This window comes from Streptomyces sp. NPDC050388 (assembly GCF_040655635.1).
Lineage (GTDB): Bacteria > Actinomycetota > Actinomycetes > Streptomycetales > Streptomycetaceae > Streptomyces.
The window spans coordinates 115,327-137,063 of the sequence record NZ_JBFAKH010000004.1 but is presented as its reverse complement, the minus strand read 5'-3'; the positions used below and the strand labels follow the sequence as shown (position 1 = coordinate 137,063).

Annotated in this window: 22 protein-coding genes; 8 read left to right on the top strand and 14 right to left on the bottom strand. The window is 70.8% G+C overall.

Going from position 1 to position 21,737, the window contains the following annotated elements:
- The first annotated feature begins 53 nt into the window (after window positions 1–53).
- On the top strand, window positions 54–2,216 hold the full coding sequence (locus tag AB0I73_RS03940) for a SpoIIE family protein phosphatase (RefSeq protein WP_363033475.1): 2,163 nt from the start codon (window positions 54–56) through the stop codon (window positions 2,214–2,216).
- Here AB0I73_RS03940 and AB0I73_RS03935 read toward each other — a convergent pair.
- The 3 genes from AB0I73_RS03935 to AB0I73_RS03925 form a co-directional block, all read right to left on the bottom strand.
- Window positions 2,208–3,287 (bottom strand): AI-2E family transporter, encoded by a 1,080-nt coding sequence (locus AB0I73_RS03935; RefSeq protein WP_363033473.1) that lies wholly within the window; start codon window positions 3,285–3,287, stop codon window positions 2,208–2,210. The two genes, AB0I73_RS03940 and AB0I73_RS03935, sit on opposite strands and share 9 nt — an antisense overlap.
- Before the next feature lie 176 nt (window positions 3,288–3,463).
- Window positions 3,464–4,444, bottom strand: a complete 981-nt coding sequence (locus AB0I73_RS03930) for a pirin family protein (protein ID WP_363033471.1) — start codon at window positions 4,442–4,444, stop codon at window positions 3,464–3,466.
- A 196-nt stretch (window positions 4,445–4,640) separates the two neighbouring features.
- On the bottom strand, window positions 4,641–5,126 hold the full coding sequence (locus tag AB0I73_RS03925) for an SseB family protein (protein WP_363033469.1): 486 nt from the start codon (window positions 5,124–5,126) through the stop codon (window positions 4,641–4,643).
- A 220-nt stretch (window positions 5,127–5,346) separates the two neighbouring features.
- On the opposite strand from AB0I73_RS03925, the gene AB0I73_RS03920 reads away from it, so the two are divergent.
- From AB0I73_RS03920 to AB0I73_RS03900, 5 genes are all read left to right on the top strand, one after another.
- Window positions 5,347–7,173 carry an acyl-CoA dehydrogenase gene (locus AB0I73_RS03920; protein ID WP_363033467.1) on the top strand — a complete coding sequence of 609 codons (1,827 nt, stop codon included), beginning with the start codon at window positions 5,347–5,349 and terminating at the stop codon, window positions 7,171–7,173.
- A 159-nt stretch (window positions 7,174–7,332) separates the two neighbouring features.
- Window positions 7,333–8,640, top strand: coding sequence for a M18 family aminopeptidase (locus AB0I73_RS03915; RefSeq protein WP_363033465.1), 1,308 nt, complete (start codon window positions 7,333–7,335; stop codon window positions 8,638–8,640).
- A 102-nt stretch (window positions 8,641–8,742) separates the two neighbouring features.
- Complete coding sequence (locus AB0I73_RS03910; protein WP_363033463.1) at window positions 8,743–8,991, top strand: DUF6458 family protein; 249 nt, start codon at window positions 8,743–8,745, stop codon at window positions 8,989–8,991.
- Between the two features lie 93 nt (window positions 8,992–9,084).
- Window positions 9,085–9,576 carry an LURP-one-related family protein gene (locus AB0I73_RS03905; RefSeq protein ID WP_363033461.1) on the top strand — a complete coding sequence of 164 codons (492 nt, stop codon included), beginning with the start codon at window positions 9,085–9,087 and terminating at the stop codon, window positions 9,574–9,576.
- Between the two features lie 26 nt (window positions 9,577–9,602).
- Complete coding sequence (locus tag AB0I73_RS03900) at window positions 9,603–9,983, top strand: VOC family protein (RefSeq protein ID WP_363033459.1); 381 nt, start codon at window positions 9,603–9,605, stop codon at window positions 9,981–9,983.
- A gap of 51 nt (window positions 9,984–10,034) precedes the next feature.
- Here the strand turns inward: AB0I73_RS03900 and AB0I73_RS03895 are convergent, their stop codons facing one another.
- Complete coding sequence (locus AB0I73_RS03895; protein WP_363033457.1) at window positions 10,035–10,853, bottom strand: carbon-nitrogen family hydrolase; 819 nt, start codon at window positions 10,851–10,853, stop codon at window positions 10,035–10,037.
- A 216-nt stretch (window positions 10,854–11,069) separates the two neighbouring features.
- On the opposite strand from AB0I73_RS03895, the gene AB0I73_RS03890 reads away from it, so the two are divergent.
- Window positions 11,070–11,894, top strand: coding sequence for a maleylpyruvate isomerase family mycothiol-dependent enzyme (locus AB0I73_RS03890; protein ID WP_363033455.1), 825 nt, complete (start codon window positions 11,070–11,072; stop codon window positions 11,892–11,894).
- A gap of 79 nt (window positions 11,895–11,973) precedes the next feature.
- Here AB0I73_RS03890 and AB0I73_RS03885 read toward each other — a convergent pair whose 3' ends face one another.
- Together AB0I73_RS03885 and AB0I73_RS03880 are read right to left on the bottom strand one after the other, a co-directional pair.
- Window positions 11,974–13,290: an MFS transporter gene (locus AB0I73_RS03885; RefSeq protein WP_363033453.1), complete on the bottom strand. Its 1,317-nt coding sequence runs from the start codon at window positions 13,288–13,290 to the stop codon at window positions 11,974–11,976.
- Window positions 13,287–13,940, bottom strand: a complete 654-nt coding sequence (locus AB0I73_RS03880; RefSeq protein WP_202274811.1) for a GntR family transcriptional regulator — start codon at window positions 13,938–13,940, stop codon at window positions 13,287–13,289. The genes AB0I73_RS03885 and AB0I73_RS03880 overlap by 4 nt, the downstream gene beginning before the upstream one ends.
- A 218-nt stretch (window positions 13,941–14,158) precedes the next feature.
- Here AB0I73_RS03880 and AB0I73_RS03875 point away from each other — a divergent pair, with 218 nt between their 5' ends.
- The gene (locus AB0I73_RS03875) at window positions 14,159–15,058 is read left to right on the top strand and encodes a D-alanyl-D-alanine carboxypeptidase (RefSeq protein WP_363033451.1); all 900 of its coding nucleotides are present in this window, start codon (window positions 14,159–14,161) and stop codon (window positions 15,056–15,058) included.
- A 66-nt stretch (window positions 15,059–15,124) separates the two neighbouring features.
- Here the strand turns inward: AB0I73_RS03875 and AB0I73_RS03870 are convergent, their stop codons facing one another.
- The 8 genes from AB0I73_RS03870 to AB0I73_RS03835 form a co-directional block, all read right to left on the bottom strand.
- Entirely contained in the window at window positions 15,125–16,318 is a 1,194-nt protein-coding gene (locus tag AB0I73_RS03870) for a flavin reductase family protein (RefSeq protein WP_363033449.1), read from the bottom strand.
- Window positions 16,315–16,692, bottom strand: a complete 378-nt coding sequence (locus tag AB0I73_RS03865; RefSeq protein ID WP_363033447.1) for a thioesterase family protein — start codon at window positions 16,690–16,692, stop codon at window positions 16,315–16,317. Before AB0I73_RS03865 ends, AB0I73_RS03870 begins: the two co-directional genes overlap by 4 nt.
- A 74-nt stretch (window positions 16,693–16,766) precedes the next feature.
- Window positions 16,767–17,540, bottom strand: a complete 774-nt coding sequence (locus AB0I73_RS03860; RefSeq protein ID WP_363033445.1) for an enoyl-CoA hydratase/isomerase family protein — start codon at window positions 17,538–17,540, stop codon at window positions 16,767–16,769.
- 20 nt (window positions 17,541–17,560) lie between these two features.
- Window positions 17,561–18,061, bottom strand: coding sequence for a hypothetical protein (locus AB0I73_RS03855; RefSeq protein ID WP_363033443.1), 501 nt, complete (start codon window positions 18,059–18,061; stop codon window positions 17,561–17,563).
- Window positions 18,062–18,070: 9 nt separating this feature from the next.
- Window positions 18,071–18,856: a protocatechuate 3,4-dioxygenase subunit beta gene (locus AB0I73_RS03850; protein ID WP_363033441.1), complete on the bottom strand. Its 786-nt coding sequence runs from the start codon at window positions 18,854–18,856 to the stop codon at window positions 18,071–18,073.
- Entirely contained in the window at window positions 18,853–20,091 is a 1,239-nt protein-coding gene (locus tag AB0I73_RS03845) for an FAD-dependent oxidoreductase (RefSeq protein ID WP_363033439.1), read from the bottom strand. Before AB0I73_RS03845 ends, AB0I73_RS03850 begins: the two co-directional genes overlap by 4 nt.
- Window positions 20,092–20,100: 9 nt before the next feature.
- Window positions 20,101–20,415 carry a 2Fe-2S iron-sulfur cluster-binding protein gene (locus tag AB0I73_RS03840; RefSeq protein WP_363033437.1) on the bottom strand — a complete coding sequence of 105 codons (315 nt, stop codon included), beginning with the start codon at window positions 20,413–20,415 and terminating at the stop codon, window positions 20,101–20,103.
- Entirely contained in the window at window positions 20,408–21,631 is a 1,224-nt protein-coding gene (locus tag AB0I73_RS03835) for a cytochrome P450 (protein ID WP_363033435.1), read from the bottom strand. The genes AB0I73_RS03840 and AB0I73_RS03835 overlap by 8 nt, the downstream gene beginning before the upstream one ends.
- Window positions 21,632–21,737 lie beyond the last annotated feature (106 nt).

Here is a 21,737-nt window from a genome sequence, read left to right as displayed (position 1 = left end):
CATGAGGACAGCGCCGGTGGCGTTTTCCCATCGAATCTTCATAAAGTGGGGCAATGCGAACTGGCGAGCCCTTGCCGCCCCTGGCGGATGTCCTCGCCCTCCTCGACACCGGCAGGTGGCACTGGGACACGGCAACCGGGCTGGTCGTGGTCGACGGGGTGGCGGCGCGGCTGCTGGGGCTGCCCGCCGAGGAGACCACCCTCACGGAGCCCCAGGTCCGGTCCCGGCTGCACCCGGTCGACTGGAACGAGATCACCGGGGTGGTCCGGCTCGCCGCCGCCGAGGACACGCTCGCCGAGGTCCGCATCCGGGTCATGGACGATCAGGGGCAGGTCGTGCGGGTGGTGCGCAGCCGCTCCAAGCCGGCCTTCGACCCCCTGCGCAAGGCGTACGTACTGACCGGCACCCTTCAGGAGGTCACCGAGCCGGCGCCGGGCACCCCCGCGGGGCGCAGGGCGGTCATCGGCGACTGGCGCCGGTCACGGGAGGCGTTCCTGCTGGACGCCGGCCGGGCGCTGGCCGAGGCGCACTCGACGCAGGAGGTACTGCGGGTCGCGGCCAACCTGTCGATGCCGGGCTTCTCACCGGACGGGTTCGCGCTGTTCGGCGTCGCGGGCGACCAGCTCACCATCATCGGCCACCAAGGGCACGAACCCGGCGCCGACGGCCCGTTCCACATGCCGCTGGACACCGCCTACCCGGCCGCCGAGGTGATACGAACGGGCCGCGCCGTCTATCTGTCCAGCCCGGAGCAGTACAAAGCCCGCTACCCCCTCACCTGGCCGCTCGCCGAGCGCTTCGGCCGCCGGTCCTGGGCGTTCCTGCCGCTGGTCGTGTCCGGCCGCACGATGGGCACCTGGCTGGCGGCCTTCGCCCACCCGGTCGCCTTCACCCCCGACGAGCGGTCGGTGCTGACCACCGTGGCGCGGATGCTGGCCCAGGCGCTGTCCCGCGCGGGGACCGCCGAGAGCGAGCGGGCCCTCACCGACGGTCTGCAGCGCTCGATGCTGCCGAAGCTCGGCCCGCAGCGCATCCCGGGAATGAACGTCGCCGCCCGGTACGTCCCCACCGGCGGCGGCCTCCAGGTCGGCGGTGACTGGTACGACGTCATCCCGCTGCCGAACGGACGGTTCGCCCTGGTCATCGGGGACGTGCAGGGCCATGACGTCCAGGCGGCCGGGATCATGGGCCAGCTGCGCATAGCCCTGCGGGCGTACGCCTCCGAGGGGCACCGGCCCGACGCCGTGCTCTCCCGCGCCTCCCGCTTCCTGTACGGGATCAGCGAGGCCGACCCCTACGAGCTGCGCTTCGCGACCTGCCTGTACGTCGAGGTCGACCCCGTCAGCGGGGTACTGGAGGTCGCCCGCGCGGGGCATCCCGACCCGGCGGTCCGCATGCCCGACGCGACCGTGCTGACCCGGCCGACGGCCGGCGGGCTGCCGCTGGGCGTCGACCCGGACGCCGACTACCCCACCACCCGCATAGTCCTGGAACCCGGCGAGACCATGCTGGTCTGCACGGACGGTCTGATCGAGACCGGCGGCCATGACCTGGACACCGGCTGGCAGCGGCTGCGCGGCATCCTCGAACACCACCGGGGCGGCCTGGAGGAGCTGGCCGACGCCCTGGTGCAGGCCGTCCACGGCCCCTCCTCGCACCACACCACCGGACCCCTGATCGACCGCCGCGAGGACGACATCGCCCTGCTGCTGCTCTTCCGACAGGGCCACGACCGCGGCCACGGCACCGGACAGGGCCTGATGGGGCCGTCGGTGCGCCGCACCATGCTGACGGTGGAGCAGGCCGAGCCGGAACGGGTCTCGGAGGCCCGGCAGCACCTGCGCGAACTGCTGCACGACTGGTGCTCACCGGACCAGGTCGACTCGGCGGTGCTGCTGCTGTCGGAGATGCTCACCAACGTCCTCGTGCACACCGACACCGACGCACTGCTCGTCGCCGAGGTCATCGGCGGGCGGGAGGGACGCCGGATGCGGATCGAGGTCACCGACGCGGGCGACGACCTCCCGCACCGGCGCACACCCGGCGAGCTGGCGTCGTCCGGCCGCGGCCTCCTCCTGGTCGAATTCCTGGCCCACAGCTGGGGCGTCGACCCCCGGGGCAAGGGGAAGAGCATCTGGTTCGAGCTGCACGAGCCACACGAGCCGGGCGCCGTGCCGGACGCCGCCGCTCGGACGAGGGCCGGGCCCTCACGGTGATGCCGGCGGCGGAGCCTGTCCCCCCGGTGCGGTGTGGCGTCGGCGCAGTTCGCTCAGGACGCCGACGGCCGCCGCCGTCAGCGGCACCGCCATCAGCATGCCGACGATCCCGGCGACCGAGGCGCCCGCGGTGATGGCGAGCAGCACGGCCGCCGGATGCATCTGCACGGTGCGGCTCTGGATCATCGGCTGGAGCACATGCCCCTCCAGCAACTGCACCGCGAGCACCACGCCGAGCACCCACAGCGCGATGACGAACCCCCGGTCGGCCAGCGCCACCAGCACGGCCACCGCCCCGGAGATGAACGCCCCGAGGTAGGGGATGTACGCCCCGACGAAGACCAGCGCGCCCAGTCCGACGGCGCCCGGCACCTTGAGGACGAGCAGCCCGACGGTGATGCAGAGCGCGTCGATGAGCGCGATGAGGGTGGTCCCGCGCATGAACCCCTCGACCGCCTGGAAGGCCCGGCGGGCCACGGCCGTCACCGTGTCCCCGGAGCCGCGCGGCACCAGCGCGCGCAGTGCGTCGGCGGCGCGGTCGGAATCACGCAGGAAGAAGAACACCAGCAGCAGCGCGAGCACCGCCATGGCGAACGCCTGGCCCACCACACTGACCCCGCTGATGACACCCGACGCGGCCGTACCGCCGAACCTGGACAGCAGTCCGCGCGCGTTCGACGCGATGTCGTCCAGCGAGGTGCCGGCCGCCCCGAAGTGCCGGGTGAGATCCCGCGCCGCGATCCTGAGCGAGGCGATGATCTGGTCCCCGGAGTCGATCAGCGCGGACACGACGATGTACACCGCGCCGCCGACCACGGCGACGACCGCGACACAGGTGAGCCCCGCCGACAGGGACCGCTGCACCCCGGCCCGCACCAGCCGCCGGTGCAGGGGCAGCAACAGCGCCGTACCGAGGAGGGCCAGCAGTACGGGGATCACGGCCGCCCGGAACTGCACACACAGCAGGACCCCCACGTAGCCGACCCCGGAGACGAGCAGGGCGACGGCGCACCAGGCGGCGAGACGCCGGACGGATTCGGGCAGCAACGGAGACGGAGAGGAGTCCTGCACACCCCCACACGATCACGCCCGACACCCCCTGTCCAACTCCGCCGCCCCGCCCGGGCCCTGCTCTAGAAACGGCGATCGGCCCACCCGAAAACGGCGCATGGCCGAACAGCCTCCGCCCGGGAACGGCGAGTGGCCCCGCCCGGAACCGGACGGGGCCACCCCACACACTAGGCCGGTCAGGACTCCCGCGGTCCCGACTCCGCCATCCCGTGCACCGCCGGGATCGTGCCCAGACGGCCCTTCTGGAAGTCCTCGAACGCCTGCTGGAGCTCCTCGCGGGTGTTCATCACGAACGGGCCGTAGTGGGCCATCGGCTCACGGATCGGCCGGCCGCCGAGGAGGACGACCTCCAGGTCCGGCGTGTTCGAGTCCTGCTTCTCGTCCGCGCGGACGGTCAGCGTGCCGCCGGCGCCGAAGACGGCCGTCTGGCCCAGGTGGATCGGACGGCGCTCGGTGCCGACCGCGCCGCGCCCGGCCATGACGTACGCCAGCCCGTTGAAGTCCTCGCGCCACGGCAGGGTCAGCTCCGCACCCGGCGCGAGCGTCGCGTGGATCATCGTGATCGGCGTGTGCGTGATGCCGGGACCCTCGTGACCGTCCAGCTCACCGGCGATGACGCGCAGCAGCGCGCCCCCGTCGGGGGAGGTGAGCAGCTGGACGCTGCCGCCGCGGATGTCCTGGTAGCGCGGCGCCATCATCTTGTCCTTGGCCGGCAGGTTCACCCACAGCTGCAGGCCGTGGAAGAGCCCGCCCGACATGACCAGCTGCTCCGGCGGCGCCTCGATGTGCAGCAGACCCGCACCGGCCGTCATCCACTGGGTGTCACCGTCGGTGATGGAGCCGCCGCCACCGTTGGAGTCCTGGTGGTCGAAGGCGCCGTCGATGATGTAGGTGACGGTCTCGAATCCGCGGTGGGGGTGCCAGGGGGTGCCCTTGGGCTCGCCCGGCGCGTAGTCCACCTCGCCCATCTGGTCCATCATGATGAACGGGTCGAGATGGCGGTAGTTGATCCCGGCGAACGCCCGACGCACCGGGAAGCCCTCACCCTCGAAACCGCTCGGCGCGGTCGTGACGGTGAGCACGGGTCGGGCCACGGCGTCGGCGGGCGCGGCCACACGGGGCAGCGTCAGCGGGTTCTCGACGGTCACTGCAGGCATGTCGGTACCTCCTCTTGTACGGCCATCTTAGTTGAACGTTGAACTTCTCGCCACTCCCAACGACGAAAGCCCGGAGGGCATTCCCTCCGGGCTGCAGAGATTCCGGGGCGGGCGGGGTCACCCGCCCGGCACGTGGCGGCCGCGGTCGCGGTGGCGATCGCAGCGATCGCCGCGCCGACGGCTACGACCGCGGCGTTCAGCCATACATGCGTCGCATCGCGAACTCGACCATCTGCTCCACGGCCTTCGCGTCGAACACCATCCGGTGCTCACCCTCCATGTCGAGCACGAAGCCGTAGCCGGTGGGCAGCAGGTCGATCACCTCGGCGCCGGTGATCACGAAGTACTTGGACTCCTTGCCCGCGTACCGCCGCAGCTCCTTCAGCGAGGTGAACATCGGGATCACCGGCTGCTGGGTGTTGTGCAGGGCGAGGAACCCGGGGTTGTCGCCGCGCGGGCAGTACACCTTGGACGTCGCGAAGACCTGCTGGAAGTCCTCGGCGGTCACCTGGCCCGTGGTGAACGCGCGCACCGCGTCCGCGAGCGAGGGCGGGGACGGCTCCGGGTACAGCGGCGGCTGCTGCTGCCCGTAGCCGCCCGGCATCTGCTGCTGTTGCTGCTGGTGCTGTTGCGGCGGGACGTACCCCTGCTGTGCCCCTACGTTCTGGTCGTAGCCGTACATGCGCGCAAGAGTACCGAGCGCGCCGGATCCCCGAGCCGGTACGGGCGGGTTGCGCACCCCGCCGACCGCCGCCGGAGCGCGTAACGCGTCACAGATGGCCGGATCGGGCTTGCTTCTTATTACCGGCGGGTAGCATAGTCGTAGCTACTTGCTGGTATGCAAACCCGTGCGAGGAACGAAGTGCCTCGCCGATCTCTCTACGGAGCCGGGAGCCGTCACCATGGGGCACTACAAGTCCAATCTCCGCGACATCGAGTTCAACCTCTTCGAAGTGCTCGGACGCGACAAGCTGTACGGCACCGGGCCGTTCGAGGAGATGGACGTCGAGACCGCCAGGAGCGTCCTCGAGGAGCTGACCCGCCTCTCGGAGAACGAGCTGGCCGAGTCCTTCGCCGACGCCGACCGCAACCCGCCGGTCTTCGACCCGGAGACCAACACCGCGCCGGTCCCCGCGTCCTTCAAGAAGAGCTACCAGGCCTTCATGGACTCCGAGTACTGGCGTCTGGGTGTGTCCGAGGCCATCGGCGGCACGACGGCTCCCCCCTCGCTGATCTGGTCGTACGCCGAGCTGATCCTGGGCGCCAACCCGGCCGTGTGGATGTACTCGTCCGGTCCCGCCTTCGCCGGGATCCTGTACGACGAGGGCAACGACACCCAGAAGAAGATCGCCCGGATCGCCGTCGAGAAGCAGTGGGGCTCCACCATGGTCCTCACCGAGCCGGACGCCGGCTCGGACGTGGGCGCCGGCCGCACCAAGGCCGTGCAGCAGGAGGACGGCTCCTGGCACATCGAGGGCGTGAAGCGCTTCATCACCTCCGGTGAGCACGACATGTCGGAGAACATCCTCCACTACGTGCTCGCGCGTCCCGAGGGCGCCGGCCCCGGCACCAAGGGCCTGTCGCTCTTCCTCGTCCCGAAGTACCTCTTCGACGCCGAGACCGGCGAGCTGGGCGAGCGCAACGGCGTCTACGCCACGAACGTCGAGCACAAGATGGGCCTGAAGGCGTCCAACACCTGCGAGATGACGTTCGGCGACCGGCACCCCGCCAAGGGCTGGCTGATCGGCGACAAGCACGACGGCATCCGCCAGATGTTCCGCATCATCGAGTTCGCCCGCATGATGGTCGGCACGAAGGCGATCTCCACCCTCTCCACCGGCTACCTCAACGCGCTGGAGTACGCCAAGGAGCGCGTCCAGGGCCCGGACCTCGCCAACTTCCTGGACAAGGCCGCGCCCAAGGTCACCATCACCCACCACCCCGACGTGCGCCGCTCGCTGATGACGCAGAAGGCGTACGCGGAGGGCATGCGCGCGCTCGTCCTCTACACCGCCACGGTGCAGGACACCATCGCGATCAAGGAGGCGGCGGGCGAGGACGTGTCGGCGGAGCACGCGCTCAACGACCTCCTCCTGCCCATCGTCAAGGGCTACGGCTCCGAGAAGGGCTACGAGCAGCTCGCCCAGTCGCTGCAGACCTTCGGCGGCTCCGGCTTCCTGCAGGAGTACCCGATCGAGCAGTACATCCGCGACGCCAAGATCGACACCCTGTACGAGGGCACCACGGCGATCCAGGGCCAGGACTTCTTCTTCCGGAAGATCGTCCGCAACCAGGGCGCGGCCCTGAACTCGCTCGCCGAGGACATCAAGCAGTTCCTCGCCCTCGGCACCGGCGGCGAGCAGCTGGCGGGCGCCCGCGAGCACCTGGCCAAGGCCGCCGTCGAGCTGGAGGCCATCGTCGGCCTGATGCTCACGGACCTCGCGGCCACCGAGAAGGACGTCAAGAACATCTACAAGGTGGGCCTGAACACCACCCGTCTGCTGATGGCCTCCGGTGACGTGATCGTCGGCTACCTGCTGCTCAAGGGGGCCGCGGTCGCCGCCGACAAGCTCCAGACGGCCTCCGCCAAGGACGTCGCCTTCTACACCGGCAAGATCGCCGCGGCGAGGTTCTTCGCGGCCGAGGTCCTGCCCGGTGTCACGCTGGCCCGCAAGGTCGCCGAGGGCGTGGACCTGGACCTGATGGAACTGGACGAGGCCGCCTTCTAGGACCTCCTGCGAGAGGTCCCGCGGCAGACCGCACGAGCCCGAACGGGATCGCACGAGCCCGAACGGGATCGCGCGCATCCGCACGCGACCGTCGGAGCCCGTACGAGGGCCCGCTTCCACACCGGGGAAGCGGGCCCTCGCCCTCGTTAAGGTGAACCCATGAGCGAACCCTCCCCCTTCGGCCGCGGCCACACCGACGACCTCATGTCCTTCCTCGCCGTCTCCCCCACGCCGTACCACGCGGTGGCGAACGCCGCCGAGCGGCTGGAGAAGGCAGGCTTCCGGCAGGTCGTGGAGACGGATGCCTGGGACGGGACGTCGGGCGGCAAGTACGTGCTGCGCGGCGGCGCCATCGTCGCCTGGTACGTCCCCGAGGGCGCGGACCCGCACACCCCGTTCCGGATCGTCGGCGCCCACACCGACTCCCCCAACCTGCGGGTGAAGCCGCGGCCCGACAGCGGGGCGCAGGGCTGGCGCCAGGTGGCCGTGGAGATCTACGGCGGTCCGCTGCTCAACTCCTGGCTCGACCGTGACCTGGGCCTGGCCGGCCGGCTGTCCCTGCGGGACGGCTCCACCCGGCTGGTGAACGTCGACCGGCCGCTGCTGCGCGTCCCGCAGCTCGCCATCCACCTGGACCGCTCGGTCAACGCCGACGGCCTCAAGCTCGACAAGCAGCGCCACATGCAGCCCGTCTGGGGCCTGGGCGACGACGTGCGCGACGGCGACCTCATCGCCTTCCTCGAGGAGACCGCGGGCATCCCGTCCGGCGAGGTCACCGGCTGGGACCTGATGGTGCACTCGGTGGAGCCGCCGGCGTACCTGGGCCGCGACGAGGAGCTGCTGGCCGGCCCCCGCATGGACAACCTGCTGTCCGTGCACGCCGGTACGGCCGCACTGGCGGCGGTCGCGACGGCCGGGGCCGGACCGTCCGGGCTGTCCTGCATCCCCGTCCTCGCCGCCTTCGACCACGAGGAGAACGGCTCCCAGTCCGACACCGGCGCGGACGGGCCGCTGCTCGGCAGTGTGCTGGAGCGCTCGGTGTTCGCCCGCGGCGGCTCGTACGAGGACCGGGCGCGCGCCTTCGCCGGCACCGTCTGCCTCTCCTCGGACACCGGTCACGCCGTCCACCCCAACTACGCGGAGCGGCACGACCCGACGCACCACCCGCGCATCGACGGCGGCCCCATCCTCAAGGTCAACGTCAACAACCGTTACGCCACGGACGGTTCGGGCCGGGCGGTGTTCGCCGCCGCCTGCGAGAAGGCGGGCGTGCCCTTCCAGTCGTTCGTCTCCAACAACGCCATGCCGTGCGGTACCACCATCGGCCCGATCACCGCGGCCCGGCACGGCATCCGGACGGTCGACATCGGCGTGGCCATCCTGTCGATGCACAGCGCGCGCGAACTGTGCGGCGTCCGGGACCCGTTCCTGCTGGCGAACGCGCTGGTGGCGTTCCTGGAGTCGTAGTCGCGGGCTGCCGACGCCCGGTCAACCCGCCGGTGCTGCATGAGTGATGGCCGACCGGGTACCCGGATGCAACCGGAAGGACCGGGCAGGAAGGCGGCACTCATGGGCCTCGGCGGATGCATCATCCTCATCGCCGTGGGAGCGATTCTCACGTTCGCGACCGACTGGGACATGCGGGGCGTCAACGTGAACCTGGTCGGCGTCATCTTCATGGTCGTCGGACTGATCGGTGTGGCGGTCTTCAGCAGCATCGCCCGGCGCCGGCGGGTCGTCGTACCGCCCGCCACGCCGGTCGTCGACGACACCCGGCCGCACGGCCGCGACGGCTACAGCGACGGGTACGGGGTCTGACGGGCACGGAGCCTGACGGGACGTCGACGGCCGGCTCCGGCAATCGGCCCAGCGGCGGCGTCGGAGAACGGGAGAGAGGGCACCCCTGGTGTCATGAGATTCCTCGTACGCGACCGGATCCTCGGGATCGGTGACGACTACTGGATCGAGGACGACCGGGGCAACAGGGTCTTCCTCGTCGACGGCAAGGCCATGCGGCTGCGGGACACCTTCGAGCTGAAGGACCTCCAGGGCCGCGTCCTCATCGACATCCGCAAGAAGATGTTCGCCCTGCGGGACACGATGGTGATCGAGCGGGACGGTGAGGCGCTGGCGACGATCCGGCGCAAGCGGCTGTCCCTGCTGCGCAACCACTACCGGGTCGCCCTGGCCGACGGCTCCGAGCTGGACGTCAGCGGCAGGATCCTCGACCGTGAGTTCGCCGTCGAGTACGACGGCGAACTGCTCGCCGTGGTCTCGCGGCGTTGGCTGCACGTCCGGGAGACCTACGGCGTCGACGTCGTGCGCGAGGACGCTGACCCGGCCCTGCTGATCGCGGTGGCGGTGTGCGTGATCCACCTGGCGGAGAAGGAACGGGGGGAGTAGTGCCCCGCGCCCCCAGGAGGGGCGATGTGATCGCCGAACTGCGGTGCGTGGTGCTGGACCGCCCCCGCCCGGCGGCTCCCGCGGCCTCCTGCCGGGAGCTGCCCGGGGGCGAGGTGGACCAGCGCGGCCGGCGGTGGGCGTCCGGTGACGACCGGGCGGCCCCGCACACTCCCACCGGGCCGGTCCCCGCCTTCCGACGGGTCCCGGACCACCGGCCGCCGACCCGGCCGGATCCCTCGGTGCCGCAGCAGTCCCACCCGGACTTCGGGGTGCCGGGCCCGGACCGCGCGGAGGAACGGGTGACGGCGCTCGGCGCGACCGTCCTGGACCCGGGGTCCGCCGGCCGCGGCCGGCGGGTGTACGCCGACCCCGCCGGGCACCCCTTCTGCCCGGTCCGGCACGGGTAGCGGCAGCCGGGGCGGGCCGCACCGGCTGCGCGCGGGAAGACGCGCGGGCGGTCAGGCGCGCGGGCGGGCCAGGCCGAGCACCCGGTCCTTCAGGGCCGGGAACTGCTCGCGGGTCTTCGCGACCTTCGCCGGGTCGAAGTCGACCGTGAGGACCTGTTCGTCGGGACCGGCCTCCGCGAGGACCTCGCCCCACGGGTCGACCACGACCGAGTGACCCGCCTGCAGGACCCCGGCGTGCGTCCCGGCCGTTCCGCAGGCGAGGACGAACGCCTGGTTCTCCACGGCCCGCGCCCGGGCCAGCAGCGTCCAGTGGGACCGGCGGCGGTCCGGCCAGCCCGCCGGGACGACGAGCGTCTCGGCACCGGCGTCGACGAGCGAGCGGAAGAGTTCGGGGAAACGGAGGTCGTAGCAGGTCGCCACACCGAGCGTGGTGTGCGGCAGCGGCACCGTCACCAGTGCGTCGCCCGCGCTCATCAGCACGGCCTCGCCCTTGTCGAAGCCGAAGCGGTGGATCTTGCGGTAGACGGCGGCCAGCTCACCGGAGGGGGAGAAGACGAGCGAGGTGTTGTAGAGCGGCCCGTCGTCCGCGTCGGAGCCGCTGTCCGGGGCGCCGCGCTCCGGGACGGAGCCCGCGTGCAGCCACACGCCGGCGTCCCGCGCGGCCTCGGCCATCGCCTGGTGGGTCGGTCCGTCGAGGGGTTCCGCCGCGCGCCCGAAGTCCTCGTAGGCGAACGCGCCCGTCGTCCACAACTCCGGCAGGACGACGAGATCGGCTCCGGCCTGTTCCCGTACCAGATCGGCGACCCGACGTCGACGCGATTCGACCGATTCGTCCCCGTTCACGGCGACTTGGAGCAAAGAAGCGCGCACGATACCACCGTCCTGGCATTCGACTTGTCGGCACGGCCTACGATCGTCACACGAAAGCACTGCCGGGGTGCCTCACAACAGCGTAACTTGGGGCCCTCCCGGTTCGAGCGAAGCCGAGAACCTGGGGAGTCCCGAGACGCCGCCGAGTGCAGCCACCACCCACTGGCACCGCCGCCGCCACCTGCCCGTGTACCGACCGCCGAGGGGTCCCGTTCCGTGAGCCTGCATCCCACCCTCCAGCCCTACGCCGACGCCTGGGACCACTCCATCGAGGCGATATCCGAGCTGGTGCGGCCGCTCGCGGAGGCCGACTGGAACCGACGGACGCCGTGCCCGGGGTGGTCGGTCCGTGACGTGGTCTCCCACGTCATCGGACTGGACTCCGAGATGCTGGGCGACCCCCGCCCCATCCACACGCTGCCGCGCGACCTGTTCCACGTCACCAACGACCAGCAGCGCTACACGGAGATGCAGGTCGACGTGCGCCGCCACCACACGGCGCCGGAGATGACCTCCGAGCTGGGGTACATGATCATCCGCCGCAACCGCCAGCTGCGGAACGAGTCGCGAGACCCGGCTGCGAAGGTGCGCGGCCCGTTCGGCACGGAACTCACGCTGGAGGAGTCCATGCGCCGGCACGCGTGCGACGTGTGGGTGCACGAGCAGGACCTGCGCGCGGCCCTCGGCCGCCCCGGCAACCTCGACTCCCCCGGCGCGCACGTCGCCCGCGACGAGCTGCTCGCCGAGCTGCCCCGGGTGGTGGCCGAGCTGGCGCAGGCACCGCGCAGCTCGGCCGTGGTCATCGACGTCCACGGCCCCGTGGAGTTCCTGCGCACCATCCGCGTCGACATCCAGGGCCGCGGCACGCTGGAGACCGCCCCGGCGCTCGGCCCCGCCGTCACCCTCACCCTCGACTGGGAGACGTACGTCCGCATGGCCTGCGGCCGGGTGACGCCGGAGGCGGTGTCGGACCGGGTGAAGACGGAGGGCGACCCGGACCTGGCGGCGGCGATCCTGCGGCACTTCGCGGTGACGCCGTAAGGCCCGCGCGGGCCCGGCGCGCCGGACCCGGGAGCCGTTCCCCGGGCCCGGCGCGCCGGGCCCGCCGCCGCACGCGGCCTCACGCCGGCACGTGCACGTTCTCCACCCGGGCGGCGACGAGCCGCTCCCGTTCCCTGCGCGCCGCCTGCCCGCGCAGCCGCAGGATCTGGGTGACCCCGAGGGCCTGGAGGACGAAGACGGCGGAGAAGGCGACGGCGTAGTCGTCGCCGGTGGCGTCCAGCAGGACGCCGACGGCCAGCAGGGTCGTGATCGAGGCGGTGAAACCGCCCATGTTGGTGATGCCTGCCGCGGTCCCCTGCCGCTCCGACGGATTCACCGGGCGGGAGAAGTCGAAGCCGATCATCGAGGCCGGACCGCAGGCACCCAGCCCCGTGCACAGCACCACCAGCAGCCACATCGGCGCCGTCTCGGCGGGGTGGAACAGCGCGGCCGCCCACAGCAGCGCCGTCGCGCCCACGGTGATGAGCACCAGCGGCAGCCGCGCACCGTGGTTCCGGGCGATGACCTGGCCGTAGACGACCCCGAGGACCATGTTGGACAGCACCACGAGGGTGAGGAGTTCACCGGCCGTGGCCCGGGACAGCCCCTGTGCCTCGACGAGGAACGGCATGCCCCACAGCAGCAGGAACACCATCCCCGGGAACTGGGTGGAGAAGTGCACCCACATCCCGAGCCGGGTCCCCGGTTCCCGCCAGGAGGCCGCGATCTGACGGCGCACAGAGGCGGCGCCCTTGTGCGGGGCGGGCTCCGGTTTGTGGCCCTCGGGGTGGTCCTTGAGGAACAGCACGAGCAGGACGAGCACCACGACCCCGGCGAGCGCACTGCCCGCGAAGGCGGCCGTCCAGCCGATGCCGTGCAGCAGCCGGGCCAGGACCAGCGTGGAGACGAGATTGCCCGCCATCCCGGCCAGCGCGGCGAACTGCGCGACCAGCGGACCGCGCCGGGCCGGGAACCACCGGCTGCCCAGCCGCAGCACGCTGATGAACGTCATGGCGTCCCCGCAGCCGAGCAGGGCGCGGGAGGCGAGCGCCATGCCGTACGTCGGGGAGAGCGCGAACCCGAGTTGCCCGACCGTGAACAGCACGGCACCGATGCCCAGCACCTTCTTGGTGCCGAGCCGGTCGACCAGCAGGCCGACGGGTATCTGCATGCCCGCGTAGACCAGCAGCTGGAGGATGGAGAAGGTGGACAGGGCGGAGGCGTTGACGTCGAAGCGGTCGGCCGCGTCGAGACCGGCCACGCCCAGGGACGTACGGAAGATGACCGCGACGAAGTAGACCGCCACACCCACCCCCCACACCGCGAGGGCGCGTCGTCCGCCCGGGGGGTCCCCGGGCGGGCGGGTGCTCGGGGCACCTCCGTTCGCGCGGGTCATCGCACTTCCCCCCGGGCCAGGTGGGAGAACCAGCCGACGTGCCGGTTGACCACGCCGGCGGCCGCCTCCGGGTCCCCCGAGCGCAGCGCGTCGAGGATCTCCTGGTGCTCGGCGAGGGTCTTGGCGACGCGGTCGGGGTGCGACTGCATGACGGCGACGCCCATGCGCAGTTGGCGGTCGCGGAGCTGGTCGTAGAGGCGGGAGAGGATCTCGTTGCCGCCGCTGCGGACGATCTCCGCGTGGAAGCAGCGGTCGGTGACGGACGCGGCGGCGAAGTCACCGGCGGCGGCCTGTTCCCGCTGCCGGGCGAGCAGTCCCTCCAGGCGCTCGATGAGCCCGGGGGGCGCGGGCACGGCCTTGCGCACCGCGTGTTCCTCGACGAGCAGCCGGGTCTCGACGACGTCGGCGATCTCCTGCGCGGAGACGGGCAGGACGAGGGCGCCCTTCTTCGGGTAGAGCCGGATCAGCCCTTCGGCCTCCAGCCGCAGCAGCGCCTCACGCACCGGTGTGCGCGAGACCCCGACGGCCTCGGCCAGCTCACCCTCGGTCAGGAGCGTGCCGCCCTCGTAACGGCGGTCGAGGACGCCCTGTTTGACATGGGTGTAGACGCGGTCGGCGGCAGGGGGTTGCTTCACGGGGGCCAGGCTCATGCCGACAGGATAGATACAACACGTACCCATGGAGACATCCGTCCACGATGCGGACCCCGAAGCCCCACCGCCCCAGAGCCTGTCCGGCGGATCGTGCCGGACAGGCCCTCGCGCACAACCATCCGCGCCAGGTATGCGTCAGAAACGTGCGGCCCCTGTCGGCCGCGCCTCAACTCGGCCGTACCACTAGGGCATTCAACGCAATCGGGGTACCTCACTTGAATACCGTCATTCAGGGCATCCGTCTTCGCAGAGCCGTCGGCGTCGTCGTGGCCACGGGCGCCGTGCTGGCCTCCGGAGCCCTCCACGCGGCGCCCGCGCAGGCCGCCGCCGCGCCCACGATCGCCGCCAAGGGCGGCTACGTGATGAACAACGGGACCGGCAAGTCCCTCTACACCAAGGCCGCCGACACCCGCCTCTCGACCGGTTCCACGACGAAGATCATGACCGCGAAGGTCGTGCTCGCGCAGAAGAACCTGAACCTCGACGCCAAGGTCACGATCCAGATGGCGTACAGCGACTACATCGTGGCGAACAACGCGTCGTCCGCGCGGCTGATCGTCGGCGACAAGGTCACCGTGCGCCAGCTGCTGTACGGGCTGATGCTGCCGTCCGGCTGCGACGCCGCGTACGCCCTGGCGGACAAGTTCGGTACCGGCTCGACGCGGGCCGCACGCGTGAAGTCCTTCATCGGCAAGATGAACGCCGACGCGAAGAACCTGGGCCTGAAGAACACCCACTTCGACTCGTTCGACGGCATCGGCAAGGGCAACAACTACTCCACGCCGCGCGATCTGACGAAGATCGCGAGCAGTGCGATGAAGAACGCCAACTTCCGCGCGATCGTCAAGACGAAGAAGTACACGGCGAAGACCACCACGAAGACGGGCAGCACCCGCACGATGGCGCCGTGGACCAACACCAACGGTCTGCTCAGCAGCTACAGCGGCACCATCGGCGTGAAGACCGGCTCGGGTGCGGTGGCCAAGTACTGCCTGGTCTTCGCCGCGACGCGGAACGGCAAGACCGTCATCGGCACGGTCCTCGCCTCCACCTCGTCCGCCCAGCGCGAGACGGACGCCAAGAAGCTCCTGGGCTACGGCTTCAGCAAGGCCTAGGCCTGATCCGCACCGGACGCACAGGGGGGCTCACCCGCACCGGGTGAGCCCCCGTCACGTGCGGGGTCACGGGGAGGGAACCAGGATCCGCGGGTCGGGTGAACCGCCGACGGACTTCTCGGCTTCCCGGGCGAGGCGGCACAGTTCGTCGGCCAGGACCTCGATCCGGGATCCGGAGACCGGCGGGATCCCGCACAGCCGGAGCATGAGTTCGCACCGCCCGTGCCTGTCACGGATGGGCGCCACCAGACTTGCGCCCCGGTACTGCCCCTCCGGTTCGAGGTCCACCGGCCGGAGGTCCTCCCCCGCGGCCCGGAACATCGCCTGGATCTCACGCTGCCTCGCCGGCGTGACCCCCTCCACGCCGTACTCGGTCAACGCGGGAAAGAGCAGCGTGTCCCGTGCGTCCCCGGCGTAGGAGCCGGCCCAGCCGTGCTTGCGCGCATGGTCCAGACGTTCCCGGGACGTGCGCAGCAGCTCCTCGCCCGCGGACCTCGCCCTGTTCATCCACTGCTCGACCTCCGCTTCGGGAGCGCCGATCAGGAACACCTCGCCGAAGGGAGGCGTGAGCGGCCACTTCGAACCGAGGAGCGTGGACGTCGGCACGTCCGGGCCGGCGACCGTCGCCACGGCCACCGCGTGGTCGGCGACCTTGGCGTACACGGTCACCTCCCCGTCGGCCGCGTGCGCGAGGCGTCGCATGCCGTCGCGGATGTGCTGCACGGTCTGCACGCTCTCGGCCACGATCGCATCGCTCGGCGCGACGAAGGACCCCGGGACGAAGCCTCCGAACCCCCCCTGGAAGAACAACAGCGGGGCGACCGGACGATGGATCTCCAGGCTCTCGACCGAGCCGGTCACGAAGTAGTGGTCTCCTGCCGGGGTGCAGGCCTCGAGGCTGCAGTCGATGCTGCACACCACGTCCGGGAGGACCGGCGACCCGTTCCCGGAAGGCGACCACGCCAGTCCCTCGAACCTCCTGTCCGCGGGTCGGGACAACGCCCTGCAGGTGTCTTCCTGGTCGTGGGCGAGGATGTTGACGGTGAAGCGCCCCGACTTCCTGATCGCGGCGAAGCTCGCGGAGTCCCGCGTGGGCAGGAAGCCGACGAGGGGCGGATCGAGGGAAACCGAGGTGAACGTGCCCACGATCATCCCGACGGGTTCCCCGTCCGCGTCGGTACTGGCTATCAGGGCCACCCCCGTGGGGTGATGCCCGAGGGCCTGCCGGAAGGCGGCGGAGTCCACCGCGCCGCCGCTCACGGGTGGCTCGCTTCAAGTTCGGGGGTTGTGGCCAGCGCGCGGATCTCCTGCGGCCAGGGCGTGGCCTCACCGCTGGAACGGTCGGTCAGCACGAAGACGGATCGGGACGTCGCGACCAGCCGCGTGCCCACCAGCATGCGCTGCGCCAGTGCCAGCGAACTGCGGCCGACGCGGTCGAGGCGGGTCTCGGTGGTGATCGTCGCGGGGTGGTGGACCTGCCCCTTGAAATCCACCTCCAGCCGGACCAGCGCGATGATCGGTTCGAACCCCACCGCCGGCCTCACCTGCTCGTTCATGAACGCGTAGCGCGCATTGGCGAGGATCTCGGTGAACGCGGTGTTGCCCATGTGGCGTTGGAAGTCGAGGTCGCTCACCCGGAGCGTGTCCTCGACGATGTGTGCGCGGGGCTCCGAGGGCCCGGTGCTCGACTGATCGGTCATCGGCATCCTCAGCCGGCCTTCGCGGCCTTGACGGAGGCGCCGAACTCCTTGAGCGCCTCGGCACGGTACTCACGCATCTCCTCGTTCGCCTCACGGCCCCGCACGAGGCCCTCGGCCAGTGGGAGATCCGCGACCGCGTGGAACAGGCGCTTGGTGGCCTGGAGCGACATGGGCACCTGCCCCGCCAGGGCCTCGGCGGTCCTCATCGCCTCGGCGAACTCCTCGCCCTGCGGGACGACCCGCGTGACCATGCCCATCCGCTCGGCTTCCTCGGCGCCGACCAGGCGCCCACTGGCCACCAGCTCGAACCCCGCCTTGCGGCCGAGCTGCTTGGTCAGGTTGGCCATCACCACCGCTGCGACGAGACCGTGCTTGATCTCGGGGTAGCCCATGCGCACGTCGGCCGACGCGATGGTGATGTCGCAGGCCAGGGCCAGCCCGCAACCGCCGCCGACGGCGTAGCCGTGGATGGCGGCGATCACCGGCTTGGAGATCTCGGGAATGGTCTTGTGCAGACCGTAGGTGAGTCCGGCGCGGTACTCGACGCGTTCGGTGTTGTCGGGCGTGAGTTCGGCGAACTCACCGGTGTCGGCGCCCGTGCAGAAGGACGTCCCCGCCCCGCGCACGACCACCGCACGGATCTCGTCGTCCTGGTCGGCTCCCCGGAGCTCCTCGATCAGCCGCTCGTAGAGCGCGCTGTCCATGGCGTTGAGCTTGCGGGGACGGTTGAGGGTGAGCACCAGCACATGGCCCTGGCGCTCGACAAGGAGGTTCGCTTCCACGGTTCAGCCTCGTTCGTGCTCTAGTCGATGGAGAAGAAGACGGACTCGCGCTCGCCCTGCAGCCTGATGTCGTACCGCAGGTGCCGCTCGACGTCGGTGAGTTGTGCGATCAGGAGGGGCCGCCTGGCCTCGGGGACCTGCCGCAGGATCGCGTCGGACCCGTTGGCCTGCTCCTCGTCGGGGAAGTACACCTTCGTCGCCAGCGGTCCTGCCAGGCCGCGCGTGAAGAGGAAGATGCTCAGGTGCGGCGCCAACCGGTTGCCGTCGGGCAGCGTCACCGGCTCCGGTTTCCGCACGACGGCCCGGAAGCGGCCCTCGAGGGTGCGGACCCGGCATGCCTGCTCCCGGCTCCAGAACTCGAGGAACGCGCCGTAGTCGACATGGTCCCCTTGACCGTCCAGGACCGTGCCCTCGATCACGACGGCACTCGGATCGTCCTCGGCGACGGTCCGGGTGATGCCGGGCGGGGTCATGGCGAAGCCGAACAGGGGGCCGCAGGTCTGCGCGGGGGTGAGAATCATGACCATCCCTCACTCGAACGGGGTCGCGGCCGAGCCGCGGAGCACGATGTCGAACCGGTACGCCAGCGCCGAGGGGTTCCTGGTCAGCAGGGCGCCGGGGTCGGTCCGCTCCGGTGGGGGGACGACCGCGCCGCTGCCGTCGACGGTGGCCAGCGTGCGCTGGGGACCGAACGACTGAGCGATGGAGTTCTCCTCGTCGAGCCTGGCGATCAGGCGTTCCTGTCCCCGTCGGTCCGGGACGGCGTTGATCATGCGGTCCATGCGGATCAGCGGGTCGCCCTCGAAGTACATCTGGGTGACGAGCCGGCCGGCGGCCCCGGCGCCCAGGACGGAGAAGTGGATGTGGGACGCCCGCCAAGCACGCGCGCCGTCCTTGAACATCGCCGGGTACGGGCCCGGACGGATCGTCACGAAGCGGTAGGCGCCCCGGCTGTCGGTCAGGCAGCGGCCCGCTCCGTAGAAGTTGGCGTCGAGCGGGAAGCCCGACACGTCCATGGAGTCGCGATAGCCACCGGCGGCGTTGGCCTGCCAGATCTCGACCAGGGCGTTCTTGACCGGGATGCCGCCGCTGTCGGTGACCGTTCCGTGCACGATGACCCGGGTGCCGATGGGCTCCGAGACGCCCTGCACCGTGAGGTCGTGGTCGAACGCGCCGAGCTTCAACTGCCCGAAGGCGGGGCCCGGCAGGTGGTGGAACCACTCCTTGTCCAGATGGACCGGTGCCGCCAACGGCACGCGCAGCGTACTGACGCTGGAGTTGGAGTCCGCCAACGGCGGATCGAATGATTCGATCATGAGGTTGCCCTCCCCAGTGCTTGTGCGGCAATGGCCCGGATGCCGACGCTCTCGTCCGCCAGGTGGTGACGCGCGGGACTGATGCCGCGGTCCAGCAGCCTCCTGGCCGTCAGGAAGGCGCCGGGGTCGTTCAGTGCCTCGACGGCCCTCAGGTCGTCCCCGCGGTAGTGCCACAGCGAGAAGCCCGCACCGTCCTCCGCGGTTCTCCTGACGACGTGGTCGCCGTCGCCGGTCAGGCCGACGATCTGCAGTCGGACGTCGTACTGGTCCGACCAGAACCAGGGCGCCGGCCGCGGGGGCGCCGTGCGACCCGCGATGTGCGCCGCTGCCGCCTTCGCCATGTGCTCCGCGTTCTGGACCGACTCCAGGCGGAGCCTGCCGCCCTGCCAGGCGAAGTTGGCGCAGTCACCCACCGCGTAGACCGAGGGGGCGCTGGTCCGGCCGAGTTCGTCGACGGTGATGCCGTTGTCGACCGCGATGCCGGCCTGAGCGGCGAGTTCGGCTTCCGGTTCGGCGCCGATCCCCGCCAGGACGAGATCGGCGTCGATCCGCGTCCCGTCGGTGAGCACACCGGCGACCACGCGGCCGTTCTCACCGTCCAGTGACCGCAGTTCGCGGCCCTCCAGGATCTCGACCCCGTTGCGCAGGTGCTCCGAGCGGAGATGGTCGGCGGCCTGCTCGCTGACGACCCGCTGGAGCAGCCGGTCACGCTCGACCACGGTGACGCGACGTCCGAGGCGGGCCGCCACCGAGGCGAACTCGAGACCGATGAAACCGCCACCGAGGACGAGGACCGACGTCGCCTCGTCGAGTGCCCCGGACAGGGCGTCGGCGTCGGCGAGTGTGCGCAGCACGTGCACGCCCTGAAGCCCGTCGACCAGCGAGTCGGGCAGTCGTCGGGCCCGCGCACCGGTCGCCAGGACCAGGTTGTCGTAGCGAAGAGTGCTGCCGTCCGCCCGGACCACGACCTGCCGGGCGACGTCGATCCGGGCCACCCGCTCGCCGGTGCGCAGGTCGACCTCGGTTTTCGCGCGGCCGGCGGGTGCGCCCAGCCTGAGGTGCTCCTGCCCGATCTCTCGCAGCAGGTAGCGCTTGGACAGGGGTGGGCGCTGGTAGGGGACGGTGGCTTCGGCGCCGATCAGGGTGATCGGCGCGTCATAGCCCGCGGCGCGCAGGTGCACGGCCGTGGTGTGACCGGCCTGTCCGGCGCCGATGATCGCGGTTCCGTGTGTCATGGCGCGGCGTCACCAGGCCGGCGGTACTTCGACGGTGATTCCGTCCAGTTCGGGCCGGGCGGAGATCTGGCAGCTCAGCCGGCTGCCGTCGCGTCGAGGAGCGTCGGCGAAGTCCAGCAGGTCGGCCTCGATCGGGCCGGGCTCGCCGGTCCGGTGGTCGGACTCGACGTAGACGTGGCAGGTGGCGCACATCATCCCGCCACCGCACTCACCGACGATGCCGGGCACGCCGTTGGCCACGGCTGCCTCCATCAGGTTGACGCCGTCGTCGACCTCGGCGGTGATGCGCTCGCCGTCGGTGGTGATCCAGGTCACCTCAGCCATGGTCAGAACCTCCAAGCCGGACCAGCAGACTCTGCGGACCGCGGTGGGCCATCGTCTTCGTCCATGCGGGTCGTTGTCCCTTCACCAGCTCCATGCCGGGGAAGGCGTTGATGAGTTCTTCCAGCACGATCTTCATTTCGATGCGTGCCAGAGGGGCGCCCATGCACACGTGGATGCCGTATCCGAAGGACAGGTGACCTCGTGCGTCGGGGCGGTGGATGTCGAAGTCCGACGGCCGTTCGTACCGGTCCTCGTCGTGGTTCGCCGATGCCAGGCTCAGCAGGACCTTGCCTCCCGCGGGGATGGTCACGCCGCTGAGTTCGACGTCCTCGAGGGCCCTGCGCCGCCAGGTCATGACCGGGGTGCTGTGCCGGAGGACCTCCTCGATCGCACGCGGGATCAGTGCCGGATCCGCGACCAGTTCCTCCCAGGTCCCGCGGTTCTCCAGCAGCGTGAGGATGCTGATGGTCAGACCGTTGGTCACGGCCTCGTGACCGGCCAGCAGCAGCGCGAACACCAGGCAGACGATCTCGTTCTCGGTCAGTACCGAGTCGTCGCCCCCGCGCAGTTCCAGCAGTTTGCTGGGGTAGTCGTCGCGCGGTGCCCGTTTGCGGTCCTCGACGATCTCCTTGCAGAAGTGGAAGAAGTCGTTCAGCTCATGGCCGGCATCGATCATTTCCTGCCGGGTCGGCTTGCCCCAGATCATCGTGGCGCGGTTGAGCGCCCACCGCTTGATCATCAGGGGGTCCACGTCGTCGACACCGAGGAGCATGAACACCACGCGCGCGGGCATCTCGTGCGTCAGCTCGGCGACGATGTCGACCTCGTCCTTGCCGCGCAGGCCGGCCACGTACTCCTGCACCAGCTCGCGGATCCGCGGCTCGTACTCGCGATAGCGCTTGGGGTTGAGGAACTGGCCGGCGCTCTGCCGGATCCGGGTGTGCCGGGGCCGGTCCGTGTTGGACTGCACCGGTTCGACGGTGAAGCCGTTGTCGGCGAGGAACCGGGTCAGTTCCTCGGGGTAGCCCTCCAGCGAGTCCAGGACGTTCGAGGCGGAGAAGCGCTCGGGGTCCTTGAACACCGAGAGGACGTCCTCCCGCTTCGTGACGACCCAGTAGTCGGTCTCCTCGTTGTAGAACACCGGCGCCTCGCGACGGGCCGTCGAGAAGAACTCGTAGGTGCCGTCGTGGTCGAACGGCCTGAAACCACTGGTCACGGGGCATCGCGCGGCCGCCGGTCGCTGATCCACCACCGCCATCCGTCTCCACCCTCCCTCAGCGGCCACAACGACCGCTTGTTGTTTCGTCAACAGGTGGCCGAGT

Coding starts and splice junctions, on each gene's coding strand:
- AB0I73_RS03940 (WP_363033475.1), top strand. CDS start 54: ATGCGAACTGGCGAGCCCTTGCCGCCCCTGGCGGATGTCCTCGCCCTC.
- AB0I73_RS03930 (WP_363033471.1), bottom strand. CDS start 4,444: ATGCCTGCAGTGACCGTCGAGAACCCGCTGACGCTGCCCCGTGTGGCC.
- AB0I73_RS03925 (WP_363033469.1), bottom strand. CDS start 5,126: ATGTACGGCTACGACCAGAACGTAGGGGCACAGCAGGGGTACGTCCCG.
- AB0I73_RS03920 (WP_363033467.1), top strand. CDS start 5,347: ATGGGGCACTACAAGTCCAATCTCCGCGACATCGAGTTCAACCTCTTC.
- AB0I73_RS03915 (WP_363033465.1), top strand. CDS start 7,333: ATGAGCGAACCCTCCCCCTTCGGCCGCGGCCACACCGACGACCTCATG.
- AB0I73_RS03910 (WP_363033463.1), top strand. CDS start 8,743: ATGGGCCTCGGCGGATGCATCATCCTCATCGCCGTGGGAGCGATTCTC.
- AB0I73_RS03905 (WP_363033461.1), top strand. CDS start 9,085: ATGAGATTCCTCGTACGCGACCGGATCCTCGGGATCGGTGACGACTAC.
- AB0I73_RS03885 (WP_363033453.1), bottom strand. CDS start 13,290: ATGACCCGCGCGAACGGAGGTGCCCCGAGCACCCGCCCGCCCGGGGAC.
- AB0I73_RS03880 (WP_202274811.1), bottom strand. CDS start 13,940: ATGAGCCTGGCCCCCGTGAAGCAACCCCCTGCCGCCGACCGCGTCTAC.
- AB0I73_RS03855 (WP_363033443.1), bottom strand. CDS start 18,061: ATGATTCTCACCCCCGCGCAGACCTGCGGCCCCCTGTTCGGCTTCGCC.
- AB0I73_RS03850 (WP_363033441.1), bottom strand. CDS start 18,856: ATGATCGAATCATTCGATCCGCCGTTGGCGGACTCCAACTCCAGCGTC.
- AB0I73_RS03845 (WP_363033439.1), bottom strand. CDS start 20,091: ATGACACACGGAACCGCGATCATCGGCGCCGGACAGGCCGGTCACACC.
- AB0I73_RS03840 (WP_363033437.1), bottom strand. CDS start 20,415: ATGGCTGAGGTGACCTGGATCACCACCGACGGCGAGCGCATCACCGCC.